The sequence below is a fragment of the Bordetella parapertussis genome (assembly GCF_020735925.1).
Classification (GTDB): domain Bacteria; phylum Pseudomonadota; class Gammaproteobacteria; order Burkholderiales; family Burkholderiaceae_B; genus Bordetella; species Bordetella pertussis.
In genome coordinates, this window is the sequence record NZ_CP085971.1 from 4,186,560 (window position 1) to 4,208,396 (window position 21,837).

The following is a 21,837-nucleotide window of genomic DNA, read 5'->3' on the forward strand; positions in this document are numbered from 1 at the left end:
CGATGCCCTTGTCAGGCCGCCCTGGCAGTCCGGGCGCGCCAGCGCGCGAACACCAGCACGTTGCCCAGCATGACCAGCGCCAGGCCCGCCAGCGCCTGCGGCGTCCAGCGATAACCCTCGACGAACGTGGAAATGGTCAGCGCCACCACCGGAAACAGCACCGTGCAATAGGCCGCACGCGCCGGCCCCATGCGCCCGACCAGGGTCAGGTACGCGGTGAAACCGACGATGGAGCCCGGCACGGCCAGGAACAGCAGGGCGCCCACATAGGTGGGCGAGGGGTCGAACGCGAACGGCACGCCGGCCGCCAGCGTGCCCGCCAGCAGGATCAGCGCGCCATAGGTCATGCTGTAGGCGTTGCCGGTCAGCGGCCGGATGCCGGCGCGCTGCTGGGCGGCCGACAGCATGTTGCCGGTGGAAAAGCACAGCGTGCCCAGCAGGGCCAGCCCCAGCCCCTTGAGCGTGCCGGCCTCGGCGGCGTGGCTGGCCAGTTCGGGCCAGAACAGCAGCAGCAGGCCGGCCAGGCCGCAGGCACCGCCCAGCATGACGCGTGGCGCGATGGGCGTGCCGAACCACAGGCGCGCGTTCACCGCATTCCAGATCGTGGCCGCGGAGAACACCACCGAGACCAGGCCGCTGGGAATCCATTGCGTGGCCGCGTAAAAGCACAGGAAGTTCAGGCAGAACAGGAACAGTCCCTGGCCCAGGCACAGCAGGTGGCCGCGCAGGTCCAGCTTCTGCAATTTGCGCAGCAGCGCCAGCGCCGCCATCATGATCAGCGCGGCCAGCGCGAAGCGGTAGAAGATGGAAACGGGGATGGCCACCACGCCAAGCTGCAGCTTGATGGCGATCCAGGTCGTGCCCCAGATGAGCACGGTGAGCAGGTACAGGGTCAGGTTCACGATAGTGGGCAGGACAGGGCGCCGCCGAAGCGGACGGCGCCCGCAAGTATGCGCCAGGCGCGGCCGGCGCGATTGCCGGATCTTGCGCTTCTTTGCCCGGGAGCGCGCGCCGGCGCCCGGACAATGGCGTAGCATAGGGCGCATGAGTCTCGCCGCATCCGATCCGGCCGGATTTTCGGTCTTTCGCACCCTGGCAGGCGCCGGCACGGCGCGGCTGGAGCGCGCCGCCACGCTGGGCGACGGCGTGGCGGCGGCCCAATGGCGCCGTGCCGGCCACGAAGTCGTCGACTACGACCATCCCGGCCATCACACCTTGTCGCTCTACCTGCATGGCGGCGAAAAATCGTTCCGGGTCGGCAACGACGGCTATGGCGGCGCGGGCAAGTTCTGCGTCCTGCCATCCGAGCACCGCTCGCGCTGGAACATGAACGACACCGTGCGCTTCCTGCACCTGTACATCGCGCCGCAGCGGCTGGCGCGCGAAGCCGTCTGGCGGCTGGACTGCGAGCCGCGCGAGCTGGCATTGCGCGACCGCACCTATATCCAGGATCCGGCGCTGGGCCAGGCCTGCCACATCCTGCTGGACGCCGATTGGACCGATCCGTCGCAACGCCTGGCCGCCAGCGCCGCCTCCGAGACCGTGCTGCACCATCTGCTGGTCCAGGGCACCGGGCGACGCCCCGGCATGCCCGCGCGCGGCGGGCTGGCGCCGGTGGTGCGGCGGCGGATGCGCGACTACATCGAGGCCCATCTGCACGAGCCGCTGACGCTGGAGCGGCTGGCCGCCCAGGCCGCCCTGTCCACCTACCATTTCGCCCGCATGTTCCATGTTTCGTTCGGGGTTCCGCCCCACCTCTGGGTGCAGGCCCGGCGGCTGGCGCGGGCCCAGGCCCTGCTGCGCGCGCCCGGCCAGGCGGGGCTGGACGCGGTGGCGCAGGCCAGCGGGTTCGGCAGCGCCAGCCACTTGAGCAGGGTGTTCCGCCAGGCCACGGCCGCTACGCCGGGCCAGTACCGGGCCGGCGCGCGGGCCCATTGAACCCCTCGCCCGCGAGGCAGTCTAAAATGCAGACATCGCCCGTAGGCGCGGCCCGCCGCGCCCACCCTGTCCGGGAGACGACATGCCTATTGCCACCTCTGCTTACGAACACGCCTATTCCGACCGGCGCTTCTGGCGCAAACTGCGCGGCCATGCCGCCGGCGCGGGCCGCCAGGCGCTCGAAAAGGCGCTGTGGCTGTACTTCGCCGTGCAAAACCCCGCCACCCCCAAGTGGGCGCGCCGCGTCATATACGGCGCGCTGGGCTACTTCGTGCTGCCGCTGGACGCCATCCCCGACCTGGCGCCGCTGGTGGGGTACACCGACGACCTCGGCGTCATGACCGCCGCGCTGGCCACGGTCGCCTTTGCCATCACCGACGATGTCAAGGCGCAGGCGCGCGGCAAACTCGATCAATGGCTGGGCCCCGCCGCCAATGATGCCGCCGGCAACGGGTAGCACGCACCGGTCGGCCGTCTGGCTGGCCGAGACCGTCCGCCTGCGCGAAGAACACTGGGGCCCCCTCGAAGACGCCGACGCCGTGCGCCAGGCGCGCCAGCTGGCGCCCGATTTCACGCTGCGCATCCTGGCGCGGGCCCAGGCGCTGGGCCGCCGCGAAGGCTTGCAGGACCTGCTGGTCCACTGGCGCCAGGGCGCCGCGCTGACGTTCGTGGTGCTGGCCGTCGCCGCCCTGCTGGCCGGCGTCGGCGCCGCGCTGGGCGCGCTGGGCTCGGGCGCGCGACCGGTCAACGTGCTGTGGGCGCTGGGTGCGCTGCTGGGCCTGCATGCGCTGACCTTCGTCCTGTGGCTGGCCAGCTTCGCGTTGCGCCCCCGCGCGGCGGGGCTGGGCGGCATCTGGCTGTGGGCCACGCGCAAGCTGGCGCGCGGTCCCGACGCGGCCCTGATCCCGCAGGCGCTGCTCGATCTGCTGGCGCGCGCCGGCGCCCTGCGCTGGCTGCTGGGCGCGGTCAGCCACATCCTGTGGCTGGCCGCCTTGTGCGCGGCGCTGGCCACCTTGCTGATCGTGCTCTCGACCGCCAGCTACCGCTTCGTGTGGGCCACCACCCTGCTGCAGCCCGAGACCTTCGTGACCCTGACCCAGGCGCTGGGCTGGCTGCCGGGCCAGTTGGGGTTCGCGCTGCCCGATGCCGCGCTGGTGCGCGCCAGCGACGGAGCGCAGGTCCTGCCCGCCACCGCGCAGGTGCAATGGTCGATCTGGCTGCTGGGCGCCCTGGTCTGCTATGGCATCGCGCCGCGCCTGCTCGCCGCGCTGTACTGCCTGGCCATGGCCGCGCGCGCCCTGCGCGGGCTGCGCCTGGACACCAGCCTGCCCGGCTATGCCGTCCTGCGCGACCGCCTGCTTCCGCCGGCCGCATCGACCGGCATCGACCGGCCGGCCGATCCCCTGCATGCACCGCGCATGGTCGCCGCGCAGGTGCTGCCCGACCTGGCCAACCGGCCGGTGCTGGCCGCCCTGGAGCTGGCGCCCGACCAGCCATGGCCGCCGGCCGGCCTGCCTGCCAACGTATTCGACGCCGGCAATCTGGACACCCGCAAACAGCGCAGCGCCTTGCTCGACGCGCTGGCGCGCAGCGCCGCCTCGCGCCTGCTGATCGCCTGCGACGCGCGCCAGACGCCGGACCGCGGCACACTGGCCCTGCTGGCCGAACTCTCCGACAAGGCGGCGCAGACACGCGTATGGCTGCTGCAGGCCGGCGCGGCCGGCGCCGGGCAGGGACGCGGTTCGTTGTGGCAGGCGCGCCTGCTCGATGCCGGCCTGCCCGAGGCGGCCATCCTGCGCGACGCCGACCATCCCTTGCGATGGCTGGAGGCCGCGCATGACTGAAGCCGCGCTGCGCATCGCCGTCGTCGGCCACACCAACACCGGCAAGACCTCGCTGTTGCGCACGCTGACGCGCAACCCCGATTTCGGCGAAGTGGCGGATCAGCCCGGTACGACACGCCACGTCGAAGGCGCGCGCCTGGCCATCGACAATGCGGCCGCGATCGAATGGTTCGACACGCCCGGCATGGAAGACAGCATCGCCTTGCTGGAATACCTGGAGCGTCTGCAGGCGCCCGGCGAGCGGCTCGACGGACCGGCGCGCGTACGCCGCTTTCTCGAATCGCCCGAAGCGCACCGGCGTTTCGAGCAGGAGGCGCGCGTGCTGCGCAAACTGCTCGAATGCGACGCCGGCCTGTATGTCATCGACGCGCGCGACCCGGTGCTGGGCAAGCATCGCGACGAGCTTGCCATCCTGGCATCGTGCGCGCGGCCGCTGTTGCCGGTGCTGAATTTCGTCAACGCGCCCGAACACCGCGCCGATCAGTGGCGCGAAGCCATGGCCCGCCTGGGCCTGCACGCGGTGCTGGAGTTCGACACGGTCGCGCCGCCGCTGGATGGCGAAGCGCAACTCTATGCGCGGCTGGCGGCGCTGCTGGACCGCCACGCGGCGATGCTGCAACGCCTGGCCCAGGCCCTGGCGCAGCAGCGCGAGCAACGCCGCCAGGCCGCCTGCATCCTGGTCGCCGACCTGCTGGTCGACGTCGCGGCGCTGCACGTGTCCAGCCCGGGCGACGAGGCCGCGCTGCAGGAAGCGGCCGCCACGCTGCGCGAGCAGGTCCGGCGGCGCGAGCAGGCCTGCGTCGACGCCTTGCTGGCGCTGTACAACTTCCATCGCGACGATTACGACGGCGCCGAGCTGCCGCTGCAAGGCGAACGCTGGGGCATGGACCTGTTCCACCCGCAGGCGCTCAAGGACATGGGCGTTCAGCTTGGCGTAGGCATGGCCGCCGGCGCCATGGCCGGCGCCGCGGTCGATCTGCTCAGCGCCGGCCTGAGCCTGGGCACCGGCATGCTGATCGGCGCGGCCGCCGGCGGCCTGTGGCAGGGCGTGGAACGGCTGGGCAAGCGCGTGGCGGGCAAGCTGCGCGGCTATCGCGAACTCAGCGTCGACGATCCCATCGTGCGCCTGCTGGCGTTGCGCCAGCGCCAGCTGATCCATGCCCTGGAGCGGCGCGGACACGCGGCGCGCACGCCGGTGCAGCTGCAGCGGCCCGACGACCGCGCCTGGCAAAGCGGCCCGCTGCCCGACGGCCTGAAAGAAGCGCGCAGCCGGCCGGAATGGTCCGCGCTGGGCGATCGCTACCAGGAAGACGAACGCCGCAAGCGCGTCGTCGCGCAGCTCGCGCGGCAACTGGCGCAAGCCGACGACGCCTGATCCCGCCCGCCGCGCCACGCCGGCGCGCTACCGGGTGATAACCCCAATCCAAAAAGATTGACGCTTAAACGATGGCGTCTATAAGATTCGACTACGCCGCGTAAGGCGGCCGCTGCATCGACACCCCCTGGGAGCTGGTCCATCGTGAAGCCGAAGTCCCGCATTCTGATGTGCCTGCTTGCTTTGCGCACCGGCGTCCATCGCGCCGCGCCGCAATCTTCCCACCGCCTTTCGCCTCACTAAGCAGTACGCCTTACCCCGGCCGCCTTATCCAACGACCGGGGCCCTGTCACTTCCGGCGCACACCGCGCGCCGCACACGGAGCACGAGGGCTATGCGTATTTCTCCATTCATCAAGCACACGGCACTGGCGCTGGCCATCGCCGCGGCCGGCCTGTCGGCCACGGCGAACGCCAAGACTTTCCGCTGGTCGTACCAGGGCGACGCGACGTCGATGGACCCGATGGCGCTGAACGAAACCTTCACGCTCGGCTTCCAGGGCAATATCTACGAGACGCTGGCCGGCTACGACGGCGAACTGAAGCTGGTGCCGCTGCTGGCCGAAAGCTGGGAGAACACCGAGCCGACCAAATGGGTGTTCAAGCTGCGCAAGGGCGTCAAGTTCCACGACGGCTCGCCGTTCACGGCCGACGATGTGATCTTCTCGTGGAAGCGCAGCCTGACGCCGGGCTCCGACATGAAGGGCTACGGCGCCAAGGCCTCCGAGATCCGCAAGATCGACGACCACACCATCGAAGTCATCACGGCCACGCCCAACCCCATCCTGCCGCGCGAATGGGTGTTCCTGTACATCATGAGCAAGTCGTGGTCGGAAAAGAACAAGACCACCGAGGCGACCAACGTCAAGGGCGACAACCAGGGCAACTACGCCAACCTGCACACCAACGGCACCGGCCCCTTCATGGTCACCGAACGCCAGCCCGATGTGAAGACGGTGCTCAAGCGCTTCGACGGGTATTGGGACAAGAACATCAAGACCAATATCGACGAGGTGGTCTTCCAGCCGATCTCGCAGGAAGCCACCCGCGTGGCGGCCCTGATATCGGGCGAGATGGACCTGGTGCAGCCGGTGCCCGTGCAGGACTGGAAGCGCCTGGACGACGCGCCGGGCGTCAGGCCGCTGACCGCGCCCGAGGCGCGCGCCATTTTCATCGGCATGGACCAGGCGCGCGACGAACTGCTGTTCTCGGACGTCAAGGGCAAGAATCCGTTCAAGGACGCCCGGGTACGCGAGGCTGTGGTGCTGGCGGTCGATACCAAGGCCATCAACGACAAGATCATGCGCGGCGCGGCCAAGCCGCTGGGCTCGCTGATCGCCACCGCCATCAACGGCTACGACGACTCGTTCGGCGCGCCCATCAAGCCGGACGTCGAGCGCGCCAAGAAGCTGCTGGCCGAGGCCGGCTATCCCAAGGGCTTCACGGTGACGCTGGATTGCCCCAACGACCGCTACGTCAACGACGAGAAGGTCTGCCAGGCGGTGGCCGGCATGCTGGCGCGCGTGGGCATCAAGATCAATCTGCTGGCGCAGACCAAGTCGAAGTACTTCGGCAAGATCCTGCTGCAGGCGGGCAACCAGACCAGCATGTACATGCTCGGCTGGACGCCGAGCTCGATCGACGCGCACAATGCGCTGCTCAACCTGGCGGCCTGCCGCGACGCCAAGACCGCCGCGGGGCAATTCAACCTGGGCGGCTATTGCAACAAGAAGGTCGACGAGCTGACCGCGCAGATCGGCGTGGAGACGGACCAGGCCAAGCGCAACGCCATGATCAAGGAAGCCTTCGAGATCGTGCGCAAGGAGTACGGCTACCTGCCGCTGCACCAGCAGCCGATGTCCTGGGGCGTCAAGGACAACATCAAACTGATCCAGCGCGCCGACGACGTGCTGGACCTGCGCAACGTCGTGATGCCGTAACGTGAGGACCGGCGCGGGCCATCGCGGCCCGCGCCATGGGCGACCCGCGCCGTACACGCCAAACCAGGGCACCCGATATGCTTGCTTTCATAGCGCGACGACTTTTTCAGTCGCTGCTGGTCATGCTGACCGTGGCATTGATCGCCTTTTCGATGTTCCGCTATGTGGGCGATCCGATCGCCAGCATGGTCGGGCAGGACACCACGCCGCAGCAGCGCGCGCAGCTGCGCGTCGACCTGGGGCTGGACGATCCGTTCGTGGTGCAGTTCGCGCGCTTTGTCGGCAACGCCGTGCAAGGCGATTTCGGCATTTCGTATCGCCAGCCCCGCCCGGTCGCGGAACTGCTGGAAGAACGCCTGCCCGCCACGCTCGAACTGTCGTTCGTCTCGGCCCTGATGGCGCTGGTCTTCGGCATTCCCATGGGCATCTATACGGCGCTGCGGCGCCACGGCGTGCTGTCCAAGACGTTCATGGCGCTCTCGCTGGCAGGCATCTCGCTGCCCACGTTCCTGATCGGCATCCTGCTGATACTGGTGTTCGGCGTGCAATTGCGCTGGCTGCCCAGCTTCGGGCGCGGCGAGGTCATCTCGCTTGGATGGTGGTCCACCGGGCTGCTCACGCGCTCGGGGCTGGCGGCGCTGATCATGCCGGCCATCACGCTGGCGCTGTTCCAGATGACGCTCATCATGCACCTGGTGCGCGCCGAAATGCTGGAGGTGCTGCGCACCGACTTCATCAAGTTCGCGCGCGCCCGTGGCCTGCCCGAACGATTGATCAACTTCCGCCACGCGCTGAAGAACACGCTGGTGCCGGTGATCACGATCACCGGCCTGCAGCTGGGTTCCATCATCGCTTTCGCCATCATCACCGAAACGGTCTTCCAGTGGCCGGGCATGGGCCTGCTGTTCATCCAGGCCATCAGCATGGTGGACATCCCGGTCATGGCCGCCTACCTGGTGCTGATCGCCTTTTTCTTCGTCGTCATCAATCTGATCGTCGACATGCTTTATTTCGCCGTCGATCCGCGCCTGCGCGTGCAAAGCAAATGAAGGACGCGCCATGATTGCCCGTCTCGCTCCCTATTTCGCCCGCGCCAGCGACAGCGATCTCTGGCACAGCTTCAAGCGCTCGCCCGGGGCCATCATCTCGGCCGTCGTCACGCTGATCATCGTGCTGGGCGCGCTGGCCGCCCCCCTCGTGGCGCCGCACAATCCGTTTGACCTGGCGTCGCTGAACATCATGGACGCCAACACGCCGCCGGCCTGGGAAGCCGACGGCAACAGCGCCTTCGTGCTGGGCACCGACGACCAGGGCCGCGATATCCTGTCGGCCATCCTGTATGGCTCGCGCGTCTCGCTGCTGGTGGGCTTTGCCTCGGTGCTGTTCGCCATGGTCCTGGGCGTCACGCTCGGGCTGATCAGCGGCTATGCGGGCGGACGGGTCGACAGCATCATCATGCGCATCGCCGACGTGCAGCTCTCGTTTCCCGCCATCCTGGTGGCGCTGCTGATCGACGGCGTGGCGCGCGGCCTGCTGCCGCGTGACATGCACGACAAGCTGGCGCTGTACGTCCTGATCTTCGCGATCGGCATTTCGGGCTGGGTGCAGTACGCGCGCACGGTGCGCGGCTCGACACTGGTCGAACGCAACAAGGAATACGTGCAGGCCGCGCGCCTGATCGGCATCGGCCCCTTCACCATCCTGCGCCGCCACATCCTGCCCAACGTCATGGGCCCGGTGCTGGTGATCGCCACCATCCACCTGGCCATCGCCATCATTACCGAAGCCACGCTGTCGTTTCTCGGCGTGGGCGTGCCGCCCACCGCGCCGTCGCTGGGCACGCTGATACGCATCGGCAACAGCTACCTGTTCTCGGGCATGTGGTGGATTTCGATCTTCCCGGGCATCGCGCTGGTGGCGCTGGTGCTGTCGGTCAACCTGCTGGGCGACTGGCTGCGCGACGCCCTCAACCCCAAGCTGCGCTGAGACGCTCATGGCATTGTTGGACATCGACAGCATACGCATCGAATTCCCGAGCCGGCGCGGCACGCTGGTGGCCGTCGACGGCGTTTCGCTGTCGCTGGAGAAGGGCGAGATCCTCGGCGTGGTGGGCGAGTCCGGCGCCGGCAAATCGACCATCGGCAACGCCGTCATCGGCCTGCTGGAGGCGCCCGGCCGGCTGGCTGGCGGCGAGGTCCTGCTGGAAGGACGCCGCATCGACACCTTGAGCAACGCCGAGCAGCGCAAGGTGCGCGGCCGCCGCATCGGCATGATCTTCCAGGATCCGCTGACTTCGCTCGACCCCTTGCAGACGGTGGAAAGCCAGCTGGTGGAAACCATGCAGGTGCACCTGGACCTGAACCACGAACAAGCGCGCCAGCGCGCCGTCGAACTGCTGCGCCAGGTCGGCATCGACGAGCCGGAACTGCGGGTCAAGCAGTATCCGCACCAATTCTCGGGCGGCATGCGGCAACGGGTGGTGATCGCCCTGGCGCTGTCGTGCGGGCCGGAAGTCATCATCGCCGACGAGCCGACCACCGCGCTGGACGTGTCGATCCAGGCGCAGATCCTCGACCTGTTGCGCAAGCTGTGCAGGGAGAAACAGGTCGGGATGATCATCATCACGCACGACATGGGCGTGATCGCCGACGTCACCGACCGCGTGGCCGTACTGTACCGCGGCAAGCTGGTCGAACAGGGGCCCACCGCCAAGATACTCGGCAACCCGGACCACCCCTACACGCGCAGCCTGATCTCCGCCGTGCCGCGCCCCGACGTCAAGCTGCGGCGCTTCCCCGTGGTGACCTATATCGAGGACGTCAAGCGCCCGACCGTGGAACTGGACATCGCCACCCACTGGCTGGGCCAGCGGCGCGAGTTCGCCCGGCGCGCCGCAGGGCCGCTGGTGGAAGTGGAAGACCTGGGCATGCGCTTCGTGCTGCGCAACGCCTTCCTGGCGCGCAACCGGCGCACGCTGGACGCGGTCAAGCAGGTCAACCTGTCGATCAACGAGGGCGAAGTGTTCGGGCTGGTGGGGGAGTCGGGTTCGGGCAAATCCACCGTGGCCCGCCTGATCGCCGGCCTGTACACGCCCACGAACGGGCGCGTGCTCTTTAACGGCGTCGACCTGACCGGCCTGAAGGACGAGAAGCGGATGAACGCGTTCAGGCGCCAGATCCAGATGGTGTTCCAGGATCCCTATTCGTCGCTCAACCCGCGCATGCGGGTGCAGGAAATCGTGGCCGAGCCGATCCGCTTTCACCGCCTGGCTGAAGGCGAGGCGCAGACCCGCCGCGTGGTGGCCGACCTGCTCGACGTGGTCGGCCTGGGCGCATCCGCCGCGCAGCGCTATCCGCACGAATTCTCCGGCGGCCAGCGCCAGCGCATCTGCATCGCGCGCGCGCTGGCCACCCGGCCGCGCTTCCTGATCTGCGACGAACCGACCTCGGCGCTGGACGTGTCGATCCAGGCGCAGATTCTGAATCTGCTCAAGGATCTGCAGGAACAGCTGGGCCTGACCATGCTTTTCATCAGCCATGACTTGCCGGTCATCCGCCAGATGTGCGACCGGGTCGGCGTCATGCTGCACGGCCAACTGCTGGAAACGGCGGCCACCGAGACCCTGTTCACGCATCCGGAGCACGATTACACCCGGCACCTGCTCAGCCTGATGCCGCGGCTGCAGTCGCTGCAGCCGGTGCCGTCGGCCGGGTAGGCCGGCCTACCAGCGGCCCGAGGCGCCGCCTCCGCCGCTGCGCCCGCCGCCCCCGCCACGAAAGCCGCCGAAGCCGCCGCTGCCCGACCCGCTGCCCGACCCGCTGCCCGACCCGCTGCCCGACCCGCCGCGCGAACCGCCGCGCCAGCCGCCGAAACCGCCCCCGCCGCTGCCGCCGCCTCCGCCACCTCCACCTCCACCGCCGCTGGGCAAGGCCTTGATGATGACCTTGATGCCCAGCACCAGCAGCGCCATAGCCAGGCCGGCGGAAATGCTCTGCATGTAGATCGCCACGCCCACGCCGGCCAGCGCCGCCGCGATCGGCCCCGGCAGGATGAGCAGCACCACCAGCGCCGCGATGCCGTTCTCGCCCAGCCAGCCGCGTATGCCGGCCAGCCGCGAGCCCTCGTCGCGCCCGCTGGCGGCGGGCGGCGGCAACTCCTCGCCTTCGATGCGCCGCTCGAGCGCCGTGACGCCGGCCTGCACCGCGCCGGGCCAGTCGCCGGCGCGCAGGCGCGGCACGATGTATTCATTGATGATGCGGCCGGCCGCGGAGTCCGGAATCGCGCCCTCCAGACCGTAGCCCACCTCGATGCGCAGCGCGCGGTCGTCGCTGGCCATCAGCAACAGCACGCCGTCATCCACTTTGTCGCGGCCTATCTTCCACTTCTCGAAGGCGCGCGTGGCGTACTGCTCGATGGTTTCCGGGGCAGTGCTCGGCACGATCAGCACCGCCACCTGCGCGCCCTTGCGCTGTTCCAGCGCCGCCAGCTGGGCCTCCAGCCGTTGGCGCTGCGCCGCGTCCAGTACGCCCGATTGGTCGACGACGCGGGCGCCGAACTCCGGCACCGGCGCCAGCTGCTGCGCCTGCGCCAGCAGCGCCCAGCCCGCCAGCCACGCGCCCAGCCACAGCGTCCGCAGGAAGCGCCAGGCGTTACTGGGCCGGACGTGGGGCACTGCCGCCCTCGTTGCTGAACTTCACCTTCGGCGCGCGGGTAATCTCGGCCTCGTTGTCCACGCCGAAATTGGCCTTGGGCGCATAGCCGAAGACCTTGGCCGTGATCACTTCGGGGAACTGCCGCACCAGCACGTTATAGGCCTGCACCGAGCGCACATAGCGCTCGCGTTCGACCGCCAGCCGATTCTCGGTGCCGGCCAGCTCGGTCTGCAGATCGCGGAACAGGCCCTCGGCCTTGAGCTGCGGGTAGTTCTCGGTCACCACCAGCAGCCGCGACAGGGCCGAGGACAGCTCGCCCTGCGCCTGCTGGAAGCGCTGCACCGCGGCCGGATCGTCGAGCTGGTCGGCCGTCAGCTGCACGCGGCCCACCTTGGCGCGCGCCTCGGTCACTTCGACCAGCACCTGGCGTTCGTGCGTCATGTAGGCATCCACCACCTTGACCAGCCGCGGCACCAGGTCGGCGCGGCGCTGGTACTGGTTGAGCACCTGCGACCAGGACGCCTTGACCTGCTCGTCGGCGGCCTGGATGGCGTTGTATCCGCAGCCCGACAGCAACGTGGTCAGCAGCGCCAGCAGGCCGGCGCCCAGCCAACGGGTAATCGTCATGGCATGTCTTCCTGTAACAATGGATCGCCGGCATTACAACAGGTCGGAGCCGGCTTGCCTATGACTGGACGCGGCCGAGCTGTTACAGGTTATGGCCAAACAGGGCGCCTCCCGGGGCCGGCATGGGATACAATCATTCTCCGTGTGCATAGCCAATCGGCACACGTCTGCTGGCGCTTTCACCGCCATGCCCGTGAAAACGGGTTTCCTGTATCTCCTCACATTCGTCCGCCTGGATTGGAGTCTCTCAACTTTGAGCGACAGGCTGCCGCTGGAGTTGTTTTGACTACCTCTATTTCCTTTGCCGACCTCGGGCTGGCCGATTCCCTGTTGCGTGCGATCGCCGATACCGGCTATACGGCGCCCACCCCCATCCAGGCGCAAGCCATCCCGCTGGTGCTGCAAGGCGGCGACCTGCTGGCCGCCGCGCAAACCGGCACCGGCAAGACCGCGGGGTTCACCCTGCCCATCCTGCACCGGCTGATGCAGACCAAGCCCGCCGCGCGCAAGCCTGGCCGCCCGCGCTGCCTGATCCTCACCCCCACCCGCGAGCTCACCGCCCAGGTGGCCGAATCGGTGCAGACCTACGGCAAGTACGCCAGCCTGAGCTCCATGGTGATGTTCGGCGGCGTCAACATCAATCCGCAGATCAGCGCCCTGAAAAAGCCGCTCGACATCCTGGTGGCCACGCCCGGCCGCCTGCTCGACCATGCCGGCCAGAAAACGGTCGACCTCTCCGGCGTGGAAATCCTGGTGCTGGACGAAGCCGACCGCATGCTGGACATGGGCTTCATCCGCGACATCCGCAAGGTACTGGCGCTGCTGCCCAAGCAACGCCAGAACCTGCTGTTCTCCGCCACCTTCTCGGACGAAATCCGCTCGCTGGCGCGCGGCGTGCTCAACGATCCGGGCGAAGTCTCGGTCACGCCGCGCAACACCGCCACCGAACTGGTCACCCAGACGGTGCACCTGGTCGAACAGCACCACAAGCGCGACCTCGTCAGCCACCTGATCCGCGAAAGCGGCTGGCACCAGGTACTGGTGTTCACCCGCACCAAGCACGGCGCCAACCGGCTGGCCGAGAAGCTGGTCAAGGACGGCCTGAGCGCGGCCGCCATCCATGGCAACAAGAGCCAGTCGGCGCGTACCCGCGCCCTGTCGGGCTTCAAGGACGGCAGCGTGGCCGTGCTGGTTGCCACCGACATCGCCGCGCGCGGCCTGGACATCGACCAACTGCCGCAAGTGGTCAACTTCGAACTGCCCAACGTCCCCGAGGACTACGTGCACCGCATCGGCCGCACCGGCCGTGCCGGCGCCACCGGCGCGGCGGTCTCGCTGGTGGACGATAGCGAGATCAAGCTGCTCAAGGCCATCGAACGCCTGATCAAGAAGCCCATCGAACGCCGCGCCGTCGACGGCTGGACGCCGCCTGCCGGCGGCCCGACCGCCGAGGACCGCGCCGATCGCGAGCGCGAAATGCGCGACGACGATCGCGGCCGCGGCCGCCGCGGTGACCGTGGCGGCGATCGCGGCCAACGCGCCGGCGGCGACAACCGCGCCCCCCAGGCGCGCGACGGCCAGCGCCGCGCCACGGGCGCCCATCCGCAAGGCAGCGCGCCGCGCAACGCCGCCGGTCCGCGCGCCGACGCCAAGCGCAACGACGCTGGCCGCCCCCAGGGGCGTGCCCCCGGCGAAACGGGTGCGGCCCGCGCGCCGGCCCCGGCGCGCGACCGGCCCGTCGGCAACGGCACGCGCGGCGTGTTGCTGGGCAAGTAATCCCGCTCACGCGGCATCGACAGGAGCCAGCGCATGACGCTCTCGACGTGGTTGACCTTTTTCGTCGCATCATGGGCGATCTCATTCTCGCCCGGGGCGGGCGCCATTTCGGCCATGTCCTCGGGCCTGAAGTACGGGTTCGCGCGCGGCTACTGGAACACGGCCGGGCTGATCCTCGGCATCCTGTTCCAGTTCCTGATCGTCGCCGTCGGGCTGGGCGCGGTGCTGGCCACCTCCGAGCTGGCCTTCACCCTCGTCAAGTACGCCGGCGTGGTCTACCTGATCTACCTGGGCATGCGCCAGATCCGCACCGACGCCGCGCCGGTGACGGTCGATGCCGGCGATCCGCATCGCGCCTCGATTCGCGAACTGGTGGGCCGCGGCTTCCTGATCAACACCATGAACCCCAAGGGCACGGTGTTCCTGCTGGCGGTCGTGCCGCAGTTCGTCGACCCCGCGCAGCCGCTGACCCAGCAATACCTGGCGCTGGCCGGCACGCTGGCCTTCACCGACCTGGTGGCCATGGGCGTGTATACGCTGCTGGCCGCCAAGGTGCTGCGGATGTTGCGCAAGGCGCACCACATCCGCTGGATGAACCGCGTCTTCGGTTCGCTGTTCATCCTGGCCGGCGTATTCCTAGCTACATTCCGTCGCCACTCGTAAAGACACCCCGCTGGCGCGCCCGCGGCGCGCCAGTACAATCCACCCGCCATGAACATTCCCCAAGAAGTCGCGCGGCGACGCACCTTCGCCATCATTTCCCACCCGGACGCCGGTAAAACGACGCTGACCGAAAAACTGCTGCTGTTCGCAGGAGCGATCCAGATCGCCGGCAGCGTGAAGGCGCGCAAGGCCTCGCGCCATGCGTCGTCGGACTGGATGGAAATCGAAAAGCAGCGCGGCATCTCGGTGGCATCGTCGGTCATGCAGATGGAGTACCGCGACTGCGTCATCAACCTGCTCGACACCCCGGGCCACCAGGACTTCTCGGAAGACACCTACCGGGTGCTGACGGCGGTGGACGCCGCGCTGATGGTCATCGACGCCGCCAATGGCGTCGAACCGCAGACGATCCGCCTGCTGCAGGTCTGCCGCGCGCGCAACACGCCCATCATCACCTTCATCAACAAACTCGACCGCGAAGTCCGCGAGCCGCTCGAGCTGCTGTCGGAAATCGAAGGCCACCTCGGCATGGACACCGTGCCGTTCTCGTGGCCGGTGGGCATGGGCAAGGCGTTTGGCGGCGTGTTCGACATCCGGCGCAACCGCATGCGCATTTTCCGCGCCGGGCAGGAGCGCCGCGGCGAGGACGACGAATTCATCGACGGCCTGGACAACCCCGAGATCCCGCGCCGCTTCGGCGCCGCCTTCGCGCAGGCCAGCGGCGAGATCGAGCTGATCAACGAAGCCGCGCCGGCGTTCGACCGCGAGGCCTTCCTGGCCGGCAAGCAAACGCCCGTGTTCTTCGGTTCGGCCATCAACAACTTCGGCGTGCAGGAAGTCCTGGACGCGCTGGTCGACCAGGCGCCGGCCCCCGGCCCGCGCCAGGCGCTGGAGCGCGAAGTCCGCCCCGACGAACCCAAGTTCACCGGCGTGGTCTTCAAGGTGCAGGCCAACATGGATCCGGCGCACCGCGACCGGGTCGCCTTCGTGCGCGTGAGCTCGGGCCGCTTCGAACGCGGCATGCGCCTGAAGGTCGCGCGCACCGGCAAGGAAATGCGGCCCAACAACGTGGTGTCGTTCCTGTCACAGCGCCGCGAGCTGCTCGACGAAGCCTATGCCAGCGACGTCATCGGCATTCCCAACCACGGCGTGCTGCAGCTGGGCGACGTGCTGACCGAAGGCGAGAGCCTGCGCTTTACCGGACTGCCGTTCTTCGCCCCGGAACTGTTCCAGGCGGTGGAAGTCAAAGATCCATTGCGTACCAAGCAATTGCGCGTGGGCCTGACGCAGCTGGGCGAGGAGGGCGCCATCCAGGTGTTCCGCCCCGAGGCCGCCGGCGGCGCGCTGCTGCTGGGCGCGGTGGGCCAGCTGCAGTTCGAAGTGGTCGCGCACCGGCTCAAGACCGAGTACGGCGTGGACGCCCGGATGATGCCTTCGCGCTACACCAGCGCGCGCTGGATCACCTCCGACGACCCGCGCGCGCTGCGCAAGTTCATGGATGCCAATGCAGCCCATATCGCCTATGATGTGGTAGATGCGGCGGCGTTCCTTATCACTTCGCCCGCGCAATTGCGCGTGGCCGAAGACCTGTATCCGAATGTGAAATTCCACGCCTTGCGCGAGCATGGCGGCAAAGTCTTCGGAGACAAGGCGTAAGCCGGGTCGGAGACCGCACGGCAGATGAGGGTAGCAATGTCTTGGCGTTTATTGATCGCAACGCTTCTGGTCGCCCTGGGCGCAGCCGCCTGGGGCGGTATTCAACTGGGTGACTGGCTGGTGGCGCATGCCCCGCAGGCCGCGCCCGCGCCTGGCCAGGAAGGCGACACATCGCAGCAACCCGTCCTCGACGCCAATGGCCGGCCGTATGTCGCGCAGCCTCCCCAGCCGCGCGTCGACGGCACGCTGGGCGTGCCGGACCAACCCGCCAGCCGCGACTGGGCGGTGAACACCGTCTCGCTGTTCGACACCACCGGCGACCCGGCGGTACAGATCTCCCGCGACAGCATCACCATGGACCGCGCGCGCGAGATCGCCGCCAATTCCGATGTGCCGCTGCCTTCGGGCAACTCCGACATCACCACGCTGGACTTGCAGGCGCTGGGCGGCCAGGCGCCGATCGTGCCGCAGGAAGCCATCCCCGCGTCCGGCATGCAGCAGAATCCCGCGGCGGTCGCGCAGGTCGCGCCGCAAACCAACCGCGCCGGCGGCGGCAACTGGCAGGACGCGCTGCGCCGCGAACTGGCCCACTGCGCCACGCAGGGCTTTTTCGAGCGCCCCAGTTGCTCCTGGGCGGCACGCAACAAGTACTGTGCGCCCAACCGCGCATGGGGCACCATGGCCGAGTGCCCGCGCCGTCCCGACTGACCGCACCCAGCCGCAATGCAAAGGGCGCACCGCATGGTGCGCCCTTTTTCATGCCATGGCCGCCGAAGCGGCCACGATGCCTCAGCCGTCGACTTCCATCTGGCTTTGCAGGTAGTTCTGCAGCCCCACCTGGTCGACCAGGCCGATTTGCGTTTCGAGGTAATCGATATGCTCTTCGGTGTCGTCCAGGATGTCCTGGAACAGATCGCGCGACACATAGTCGCGCACCGATTCACAGTGCGCGATGGCTTCCTTGACGGTCGCCTGCGCGGCCTGTTCCAGCTTCAGGTCACAGGCCAGCAGTTCCGGCACGTCCTCGCCGATCAGCAGCTTGTGCAGGTCTTGCAGGTTGGGCAGGCCATCGAGCATGAAAATGCGTTCGATGAGACGGTCGGCGTGCTTCATCTCGCCGATGGACTCTTCGTATTCATGCTTGCCCAGTTTGTTGAAGCCCCAGTGGCGCAGCATGCGGGCATGCAGGAAATATTGGTTGATTGCCGTCAGTTCGTTGGTGAGTTGCTTGTTGAGGAACTGGATGACGGTTTTATCGCCTTTCATGATGTACTCCTGGCAGACAGGCGCGTAAAGCTGGCGCGCAGTGACGCGCATGCGCCCAGCACATACGCAACCCCGGCAGACTACCATCGCTTGCGCCTTGACTGCTAGCCCAAGAGCGCATTTGATGAACAGCGATGCAAGCGCAATCTGAAAGCGTCAAGACAATGAGAATGAGTATGCGTATTCGACAGGCCGCATGCATGCGCCATGCCTGATGCGGCTTGCGGCGCCATGCGCGCCGCGAATTGCGCCGTGGCGCGCGCCGCGGGCCCGCCCGAATGCGGTGCCCGCGCATGGCGCACGATCGCTCGCGCGCGCCGTTGGCGCGCGGCCACAAATCAGCCCGGGGCCCGCCCGCGCCGTGTCGCAAGCCAGATCCCCAGCGCAATCGGCACGATACCCAGCAGGTCCAGGCGCGAGACCGGCTCGCCCAGCAAGGCCCAGCCGAACAGCAGGCCCAGGGGTGGCATCAGGAAATGCAGGGCGCTGGCCGACGTAGCGCTGGCGCGGCCGAGGATCAGGAACCACAGGTAGTAACCGCCCATCGACACCGCCACGACCATGTAGGCCATGCTGCCGACCAGGCCCGCCGTCAGGCGCACGTCCGCCACGCTTTCCAGGCTCAGCGCCACTGGCAGCAGCGCCAGCCCGCCTGCCAGCGACTGCACGCCGGTTGCCGTCCACAGGCCGGCGGCTGGCGCCATGCGCTTGTACAGCAGCGTTCCGGCGACCAGCGCGAGCAGCGCGCCGCCGGCCAGCAGGGCGCCGTGCAGGTCTTCGTGCATGCCGGACAGGCGCGAACGCAACACCAGCGCCACGCCCAGCAGCCCCAGGCACAGGCCCGCCAGCTTGCGCCAGCCAAGCCGCTCGCCCAGCACCGGTCCGGCCAGAATGCCGATCAACAAGGGATTGGTGCTGATCAGCACCGCCATGAAGGCCGATGACACGGTGGTCAAGCCCGTCCAGCTCAACCCCAGGTAGAGCGCATTGTTGAGCACGCCCAGCAGTGCCAGCACGGCCAGCTCGCGCGGCGCGGGCGGGCGCCATCCCGCGCCCAGGCGCGCCACCGCCAGCAGCAGCACGCCGGCAAGCAGGAAGCGCGCGCTCAGCAACACCAGTGGCGGGCCATCGTGCACGGCGATCTTGGCCGCGGCAAAGGCCGAACTCCACAAGAGGCAGAACACGGCGATGGCGCCCCAGGGCGTGGCCGCGCGGTCCGGCGCGCCGCGCCAGGCGCCTGCCGCTGCCGCGGCCGATGTGGTCTTCATGATGGCTTCCCGTTGCCGGCCGCCAGCGGCGACCCTAGCCTGCATTCTGCGAGCGGCCCGATCCATTGACAAATTCTTTATTTGGATAAAAAGTATTTGAAAAACCGATGCATTTTCCGGAGCGAACCGCCGTGGACCTGGACCTGCTGCACAGCTTTGTTTCCGTCGTCGACGCCGGCGGCTTCACCCGTGCGGGCGAACGCGTGCACCGCACCCAATCGACCGTCAGCCAGCAGATCCGCAAGCTGGAAGACGCGCTGGGATGTGCGCTGTTCATCCGCGAAGGGCGCGGCGTGCGGCTGACCGAGGACGGCGAGCGGCTGCTGGGCTATGCGCGGCGCATGCTGGCGCTTTCCAACGAAATCCGCGAGGTGGTCAGCGGCGAGCGGCGGCTGGAGGTCGTGCGGCTGGGCCTGCCCGACGACCTGGCGGTCACCCGGCTGACGCACATGGTGGCCGACTTCGCCCGCCGGCATCCGCAGGTACGGCTGTCGATGCGCTGCGATCTCAGCGCCAACCTGCACCGGGCCCAGGCCCGCGGCGAACTGGACCTGGTCCTGCTCAAGCGCGAGCCCGGCGCCGGCCCGAGCCGGGCGGCGTGGCCCGAGCGCCTGCACTGGCTGTGCGCGGCCGGCGGCCCCGCCACGCTGCCCGACCCGATTGCCCTGGTCGCGTTCCCGCAGGGCTGCCAGTACCGCAACCGCGCCATCCATGCGCTGGAGAGCGCCGGCCGGCGCTGGCGCATCGCATACGAAAGTCCCAACCTGTCAGGGCTGCAGGCGGCGGTGGAGGGCGGATTGGGCGTGGCCTTGCTGGAGCAGCGCTGTCAGACACCCGCGATGGCGCGCTGCGACGCCTTGCTGCCGCGCCCGGCGCCCAGCGAGCTGGCGCTGTGCATGAGCGATACGGGCTCGCGGGCGGTGCACGAACTGGCCCGCCTGATCATGGACTTCTGTGGGGACGATAAATTGCGCCAGGCGGCATGAGCCGGCTGGCGCAAGGCGCCGCGTCGCTCAGGCGACGGCGACGAGGGGAATCGGAAAGCCGTTGGCCGCCGGTTGGGGCGTGCCTACGGGCTCGAGCGCCGCGGGCGGGTTGACCGGAACGGCGACCGACCGCACTTCGCACACGCTCGAGGCCCGCCCGCCGGGCAGGTACTCGGTGGCGGTTGCCGCGCAGCAGCCGCAGCACGTGGCCACGCCCAGTTCGAACTGGAGATCGCCCAGCGTAGCCGCGCCCGCGTCCACGCAGGCGCGGACTTGGCGTTCGGTAACGGCATTACATATGCAAATGTACATGAGAACAATTATCGGCAATTATTCTGTCACGCGCAAGCTGCTCCGAGCGGCAAATTTGCAACGAATCCCGCAGCTAACTACCTGAAATCAGGGGCAAATTAGGAGGCGTCCTAACGACCCGCGGCGTGGGCCTTGCGCAGCGTCGCTGGCGCAATCCGCAGCGCCTCGCGGTACTTGGCCACCGTGCGGCGGGCAATGACGATGCCCTGGTCGGCCAGGCGCTGCATGATCTGGCTGTCCGACAAGGGCTTGGCGCGATCCTCGTCGGCCACCATCTGGCGGATCACCGCCTGCACCGCGGTGGCCGAGGTGGCGTCTCCGCCATCGGTGGACACGCCCGCGCCAAAGAAGCGCTTGAGCTCCAGCGTACCGAACGGTGTGAGCATGTACTTCTGCGTCGTCGCGCGCGAAATGGTCGATTCGTGCAGATCCAGTTCGCCGGCGATGTCCTTGAGGATCAGCGGCCGCATGGCCGCCGGCCCCTGGGTGAAGAACGCCTGCTGATGCGCCACGATCGCCTGCGCCACGCGCAGGATGGTGTCGAAGCGCTGCTCCACGTTGCGTATCATCCAGCGCGCCTGTTGCAGCTGCGCCTGCAGGCCGGCGTTGCCGCCCTGGCGCTGGCCGCCCAGCACTTGCGCATAGACGGCATTGACATGCAGCCGCGGCACGACGGCGCTGTTGAGCACCGCCTGCCAGCCCTGGCGGGTACGGCGCACGATCACGTCGGGAATGGCGTAATCGGCCGCCGGCACCGTCCAGGCGCGGCCCGGCCGCGGTTCCAGGCGCAGGATCAGCGCATGCGCGGCGCGCACGACCGCCTCGTCGCATTGCACGGCCTCGCGCACGCGGGCCACGTTGCCGGTGGCCAGCAAGGGCAGATGCTGCGCGCAGATGCGCCGCGCACAGGCCAGCACCTCGGCATCGGCCGCCTCGGGCAGGCGCGCCGGATCGGGCTGGCGCAACTGCAGTTGCAGGCATTCGGCCATGTCGCGCGCGCCGATGCCTGCCGGATCGAACGACTGCAGCAATGCCAGCGCCGCGCGCAGCTCGTCCAGGTCGGCCTGCGCCTCGGCCGGCAGCCAGGTCAGGATCTCTTCCAGGGGCGAATCCAGGTAGCCGTTCTCGTCCAGTTCGTCGATCAGCAGACCGCACAGCGCCGCACCGCGCGGCGCGGCGCGCGTCAGCGCCAGCTGCCCCAGCAGGTGTTCGCGCAGGGTATCCGGGCGCGCCGCCTGCGGCAGGTCGCTGTCGTCGTCGGGAAGAACGCCGCCCGAACCGGGCATCTCGTCCAGGCGCAGTTCGGTATCCGGCGCCTCGTCGGCCTCGACCGAGGCCTCGCGCTCGGGGTCGGCCTGCTCCTCGCGCGCCGGATCTTCGTCGCGTTCCAGCAACGGATTCTCGGCCAGCGCCTGCGACAGTTCGGCCTCCAGCTCCAGCGACGACAGCTGCAACAGCCGGATCGACTGTTGCAGTTGAGGGGTCAACGTCAAATGTTGACCAGGACGAAGTTCTAGCGCGGGACGAGTCATAGG

General features: G+C 68.6%; 20 protein-coding genes. 13 read left to right on the forward strand and 7 right to left on the reverse strand.

The features are described from left to right. Positions 1–11 precede the first annotated feature (11 nt). Positions 12–902, reverse strand: a complete 891-nt coding sequence (locus LK409_RS19825) for a DMT family transporter (RefSeq protein WP_010931656.1) — start codon at positions 900–902, stop codon at positions 12–14. Between the two features lie 142 nt (positions 903–1,044). Here LK409_RS19825 and LK409_RS19830 point away from each other — a divergent pair, with 142 nt between their 5' ends. The 8 genes from LK409_RS19830 to LK409_RS19865 all read left to right on the forward strand — a co-directional run bounded on the left by LK409_RS19830 (position 1,045) and on the right by LK409_RS19865 (position 10,811). Beyond that, complete coding sequence (locus tag LK409_RS19830; RefSeq protein WP_010931657.1) at positions 1,045–1,938, forward strand: AraC family transcriptional regulator; 894 nt, start codon at positions 1,045–1,047, stop codon at positions 1,936–1,938. An 82-nt stretch (positions 1,939–2,020) separates the two neighbouring features. Next, on the forward strand, positions 2,021–2,395 hold the full coding sequence (locus LK409_RS19835; protein WP_003815873.1) for a YkvA family protein: 375 nt from the start codon (positions 2,021–2,023) through the stop codon (positions 2,393–2,395). Further along, positions 2,373–3,782, forward strand: coding sequence for a DUF2868 domain-containing protein (locus LK409_RS19840; RefSeq protein ID WP_010929502.1), 1,410 nt, complete (start codon positions 2,373–2,375; stop codon positions 3,780–3,782). Before LK409_RS19835 ends, LK409_RS19840 begins: the two co-directional genes overlap by 23 nt. Further along, positions 3,775–5,157: a GTPase/DUF3482 domain-containing protein gene (locus LK409_RS19845; RefSeq protein WP_010929503.1), complete on the forward strand. Its 1,383-nt coding sequence runs from the start codon at positions 3,775–3,777 to the stop codon at positions 5,155–5,157. The genes LK409_RS19840 and LK409_RS19845 overlap by 8 nt, the downstream gene beginning before the upstream one ends. A 334-nt stretch (positions 5,158–5,491) precedes the next feature. Beyond that, the gene (locus tag LK409_RS19850) at positions 5,492–7,096 is read left to right on the forward strand and encodes an ABC transporter substrate-binding protein (protein WP_003815878.1); all 1,605 of its coding nucleotides are present in this window, start codon (positions 5,492–5,494) and stop codon (positions 7,094–7,096) included. A 77-nt stretch (positions 7,097–7,173) separates the two neighbouring features. Then, positions 7,174–8,145, forward strand: coding sequence for an ABC transporter permease (locus LK409_RS19855; protein ID WP_041937322.1), 972 nt, complete (start codon positions 7,174–7,176; stop codon positions 8,143–8,145). Between the two features lie 10 nt (positions 8,146–8,155). Continuing rightward, positions 8,156–9,082, forward strand: a complete 927-nt coding sequence (locus LK409_RS19860; RefSeq protein ID WP_003815883.1) for an ABC transporter permease — start codon at positions 8,156–8,158, stop codon at positions 9,080–9,082. 7 nt (positions 9,083–9,089) lie between these two features. Then, positions 9,090–10,811 (forward strand): dipeptide ABC transporter ATP-binding protein, encoded by a 1,722-nt coding sequence (locus LK409_RS19865; RefSeq protein ID WP_003815885.1) that lies wholly within the window; start codon positions 9,090–9,092, stop codon positions 10,809–10,811. Between the two features lie 6 nt (positions 10,812–10,817). Here LK409_RS19865 and LK409_RS19870 read toward each other — a convergent pair whose 3' ends face one another. After that, positions 10,818–11,768: a TPM domain-containing protein gene (locus tag LK409_RS19870; RefSeq protein WP_102967414.1), complete on the reverse strand. Its 951-nt coding sequence runs from the start codon at positions 11,766–11,768 to the stop codon at positions 10,818–10,820. Continuing rightward, positions 11,746–12,375: a LemA family protein gene (locus LK409_RS19875; RefSeq protein WP_010929507.1), complete on the reverse strand. Its 630-nt coding sequence runs from the start codon at positions 12,373–12,375 to the stop codon at positions 11,746–11,748. Before LK409_RS19875 ends, LK409_RS19870 begins: the two co-directional genes overlap by 23 nt. 282 nt (positions 12,376–12,657) lie before the next feature. On the opposite strand from LK409_RS19875, the gene LK409_RS19880 reads away from it, so the two are divergent. Genes LK409_RS19880 through LK409_RS19895 form a run of 4 tightly spaced genes read left to right on the forward strand, consistent with a single transcriptional unit; the run spans position 12,658 to position 17,178 of the window. Further along, positions 12,658–14,151 carry a DEAD/DEAH box helicase gene (locus tag LK409_RS19880; protein ID WP_041937324.1) on the forward strand — a complete coding sequence of 498 codons (1,494 nt, stop codon included), beginning with the start codon at positions 12,658–12,660 and terminating at the stop codon, positions 14,149–14,151. 33 nt (positions 14,152–14,184) lie between these two features. Further along, positions 14,185–14,814 carry a LysE family transporter gene (locus tag LK409_RS19885; protein WP_003815892.1) on the forward strand — a complete coding sequence of 210 codons (630 nt, stop codon included), beginning with the start codon at positions 14,185–14,187 and terminating at the stop codon, positions 14,812–14,814. A gap of 48 nt (positions 14,815–14,862) precedes the next feature. After that, positions 14,863–16,470, forward strand: coding sequence for a peptide chain release factor 3 (locus LK409_RS19890; protein ID WP_010929509.1), 1,608 nt, complete (start codon positions 14,863–14,865; stop codon positions 16,468–16,470). 24 nt (positions 16,471–16,494) lie between these two features. After that, entirely contained in the window at positions 16,495–17,178 is a 684-nt protein-coding gene (locus LK409_RS19895) for a hypothetical protein (protein ID WP_010929510.1), read from the forward strand. Between the two features lie 81 nt (positions 17,179–17,259). Here the strand turns inward: LK409_RS19895 and bfr are convergent, their stop codons facing one another. Beyond that, entirely contained in the window at positions 17,260–17,736 is a 477-nt protein-coding gene (gene bfr / locus LK409_RS19900) for a bacterioferritin (protein ID WP_003815898.1), read from the reverse strand. Between the two features lie 338 nt (positions 17,737–18,074). Further along, positions 18,075–19,004: a DMT family transporter gene (locus tag LK409_RS19905; protein WP_010929511.1), complete on the reverse strand. Its 930-nt coding sequence runs from the start codon at positions 19,002–19,004 to the stop codon at positions 18,075–18,077. Positions 19,005–19,111: 107 nt separating this feature from the next. Here LK409_RS19905 and LK409_RS19910 point away from each other — a divergent pair, with 107 nt between their 5' ends. Beyond that, positions 19,112–19,990: a LysR substrate-binding domain-containing protein gene (locus LK409_RS19910; protein WP_010929512.1), complete on the forward strand. Its 879-nt coding sequence runs from the start codon at positions 19,112–19,114 to the stop codon at positions 19,988–19,990. Positions 19,991–20,017: 27 nt separating this feature from the next. Here the strand turns inward: LK409_RS19910 and LK409_RS19915 are convergent, their stop codons facing one another. Both LK409_RS19915 and rpoN read right to left on the reverse strand, forming a co-directional pair. Beyond that, on the reverse strand, positions 20,018–20,320 hold the full coding sequence (locus LK409_RS19915; protein ID WP_003815905.1) for a (2Fe-2S)-binding protein: 303 nt from the start codon (positions 20,318–20,320) through the stop codon (positions 20,018–20,020). A 92-nt stretch (positions 20,321–20,412) separates the two neighbouring features. Continuing rightward, positions 20,413–21,834 (reverse strand): RNA polymerase factor sigma-54, encoded by a 1,422-nt coding sequence (gene rpoN, locus LK409_RS19920; protein WP_440588487.1) that lies wholly within the window; start codon positions 21,832–21,834, stop codon positions 20,413–20,415. Positions 21,835–21,837: the final 3 nt, after the last annotated feature.

Excerpts from the sequence above, each read along its gene's own strand:
- LK409_RS19830 (WP_010931657.1), top strand. The coding sequence starts at position 1,045 with ATGAGTCTCGCCGCATCCGATCCGGCCGGATTTTCGGTCTTTCGCACC.
- LK409_RS19835 (WP_003815873.1), top strand. The coding sequence starts at position 2,021 with ATGCCTATTGCCACCTCTGCTTACGAACACGCCTATTCCGACCGGCGC.
- LK409_RS19840 (WP_010929502.1), top strand. The coding sequence starts at position 2,373 with ATGATGCCGCCGGCAACGGGTAGCACGCACCGGTCGGCCGTCTGGCTG.
- LK409_RS19845 (WP_010929503.1), top strand. The coding sequence starts at position 3,775 with ATGACTGAAGCCGCGCTGCGCATCGCCGTCGTCGGCCACACCAACACC.
- LK409_RS19850 (WP_003815878.1), top strand. The coding sequence starts at position 5,492 with ATGCGTATTTCTCCATTCATCAAGCACACGGCACTGGCGCTGGCCATC.
- LK409_RS19855 (WP_041937322.1), top strand. The coding sequence starts at position 7,174 with ATGCTTGCTTTCATAGCGCGACGACTTTTTCAGTCGCTGCTGGTCATG.
- LK409_RS19860 (WP_003815883.1), top strand. The coding sequence starts at position 8,156 with ATGATTGCCCGTCTCGCTCCCTATTTCGCCCGCGCCAGCGACAGCGAT.
- LK409_RS19865 (WP_003815885.1), top strand. The coding sequence starts at position 9,090 with ATGGCATTGTTGGACATCGACAGCATACGCATCGAATTCCCGAGCCGG.
- LK409_RS19875 (WP_010929507.1), bottom strand. The coding sequence starts at position 12,375 with ATGACGATTACCCGTTGGCTGGGCGCCGGCCTGCTGGCGCTGCTGACC.
- LK409_RS19885 (WP_003815892.1), top strand. The coding sequence starts at position 14,185 with ATGACGCTCTCGACGTGGTTGACCTTTTTCGTCGCATCATGGGCGATC.
- LK409_RS19890 (WP_010929509.1), top strand. The coding sequence starts at position 14,863 with ATGAACATTCCCCAAGAAGTCGCGCGGCGACGCACCTTCGCCATCATT.
- LK409_RS19895 (WP_010929510.1), top strand. The coding sequence starts at position 16,495 with ATGAGGGTAGCAATGTCTTGGCGTTTATTGATCGCAACGCTTCTGGTC.
- bfr (WP_003815898.1), bottom strand. The coding sequence starts at position 17,736 with ATGAAAGGCGATAAAACCGTCATCCAGTTCCTCAACAAGCAACTCACC.
- LK409_RS19905 (WP_010929511.1), bottom strand. The coding sequence starts at position 19,004 with ATGAAGACCACATCGGCCGCGGCAGCGGCAGGCGCCTGGCGCGGCGCG.
- LK409_RS19910 (WP_010929512.1), top strand. The coding sequence starts at position 19,112 with ATGCATTTTCCGGAGCGAACCGCCGTGGACCTGGACCTGCTGCACAGC.
- rpoN (WP_440588487.1), bottom strand. The coding sequence starts at position 21,834 with ATGACTCGTCCCGCGCTAGAACTTCGTCCTGGTCAACATTTGACGTTG.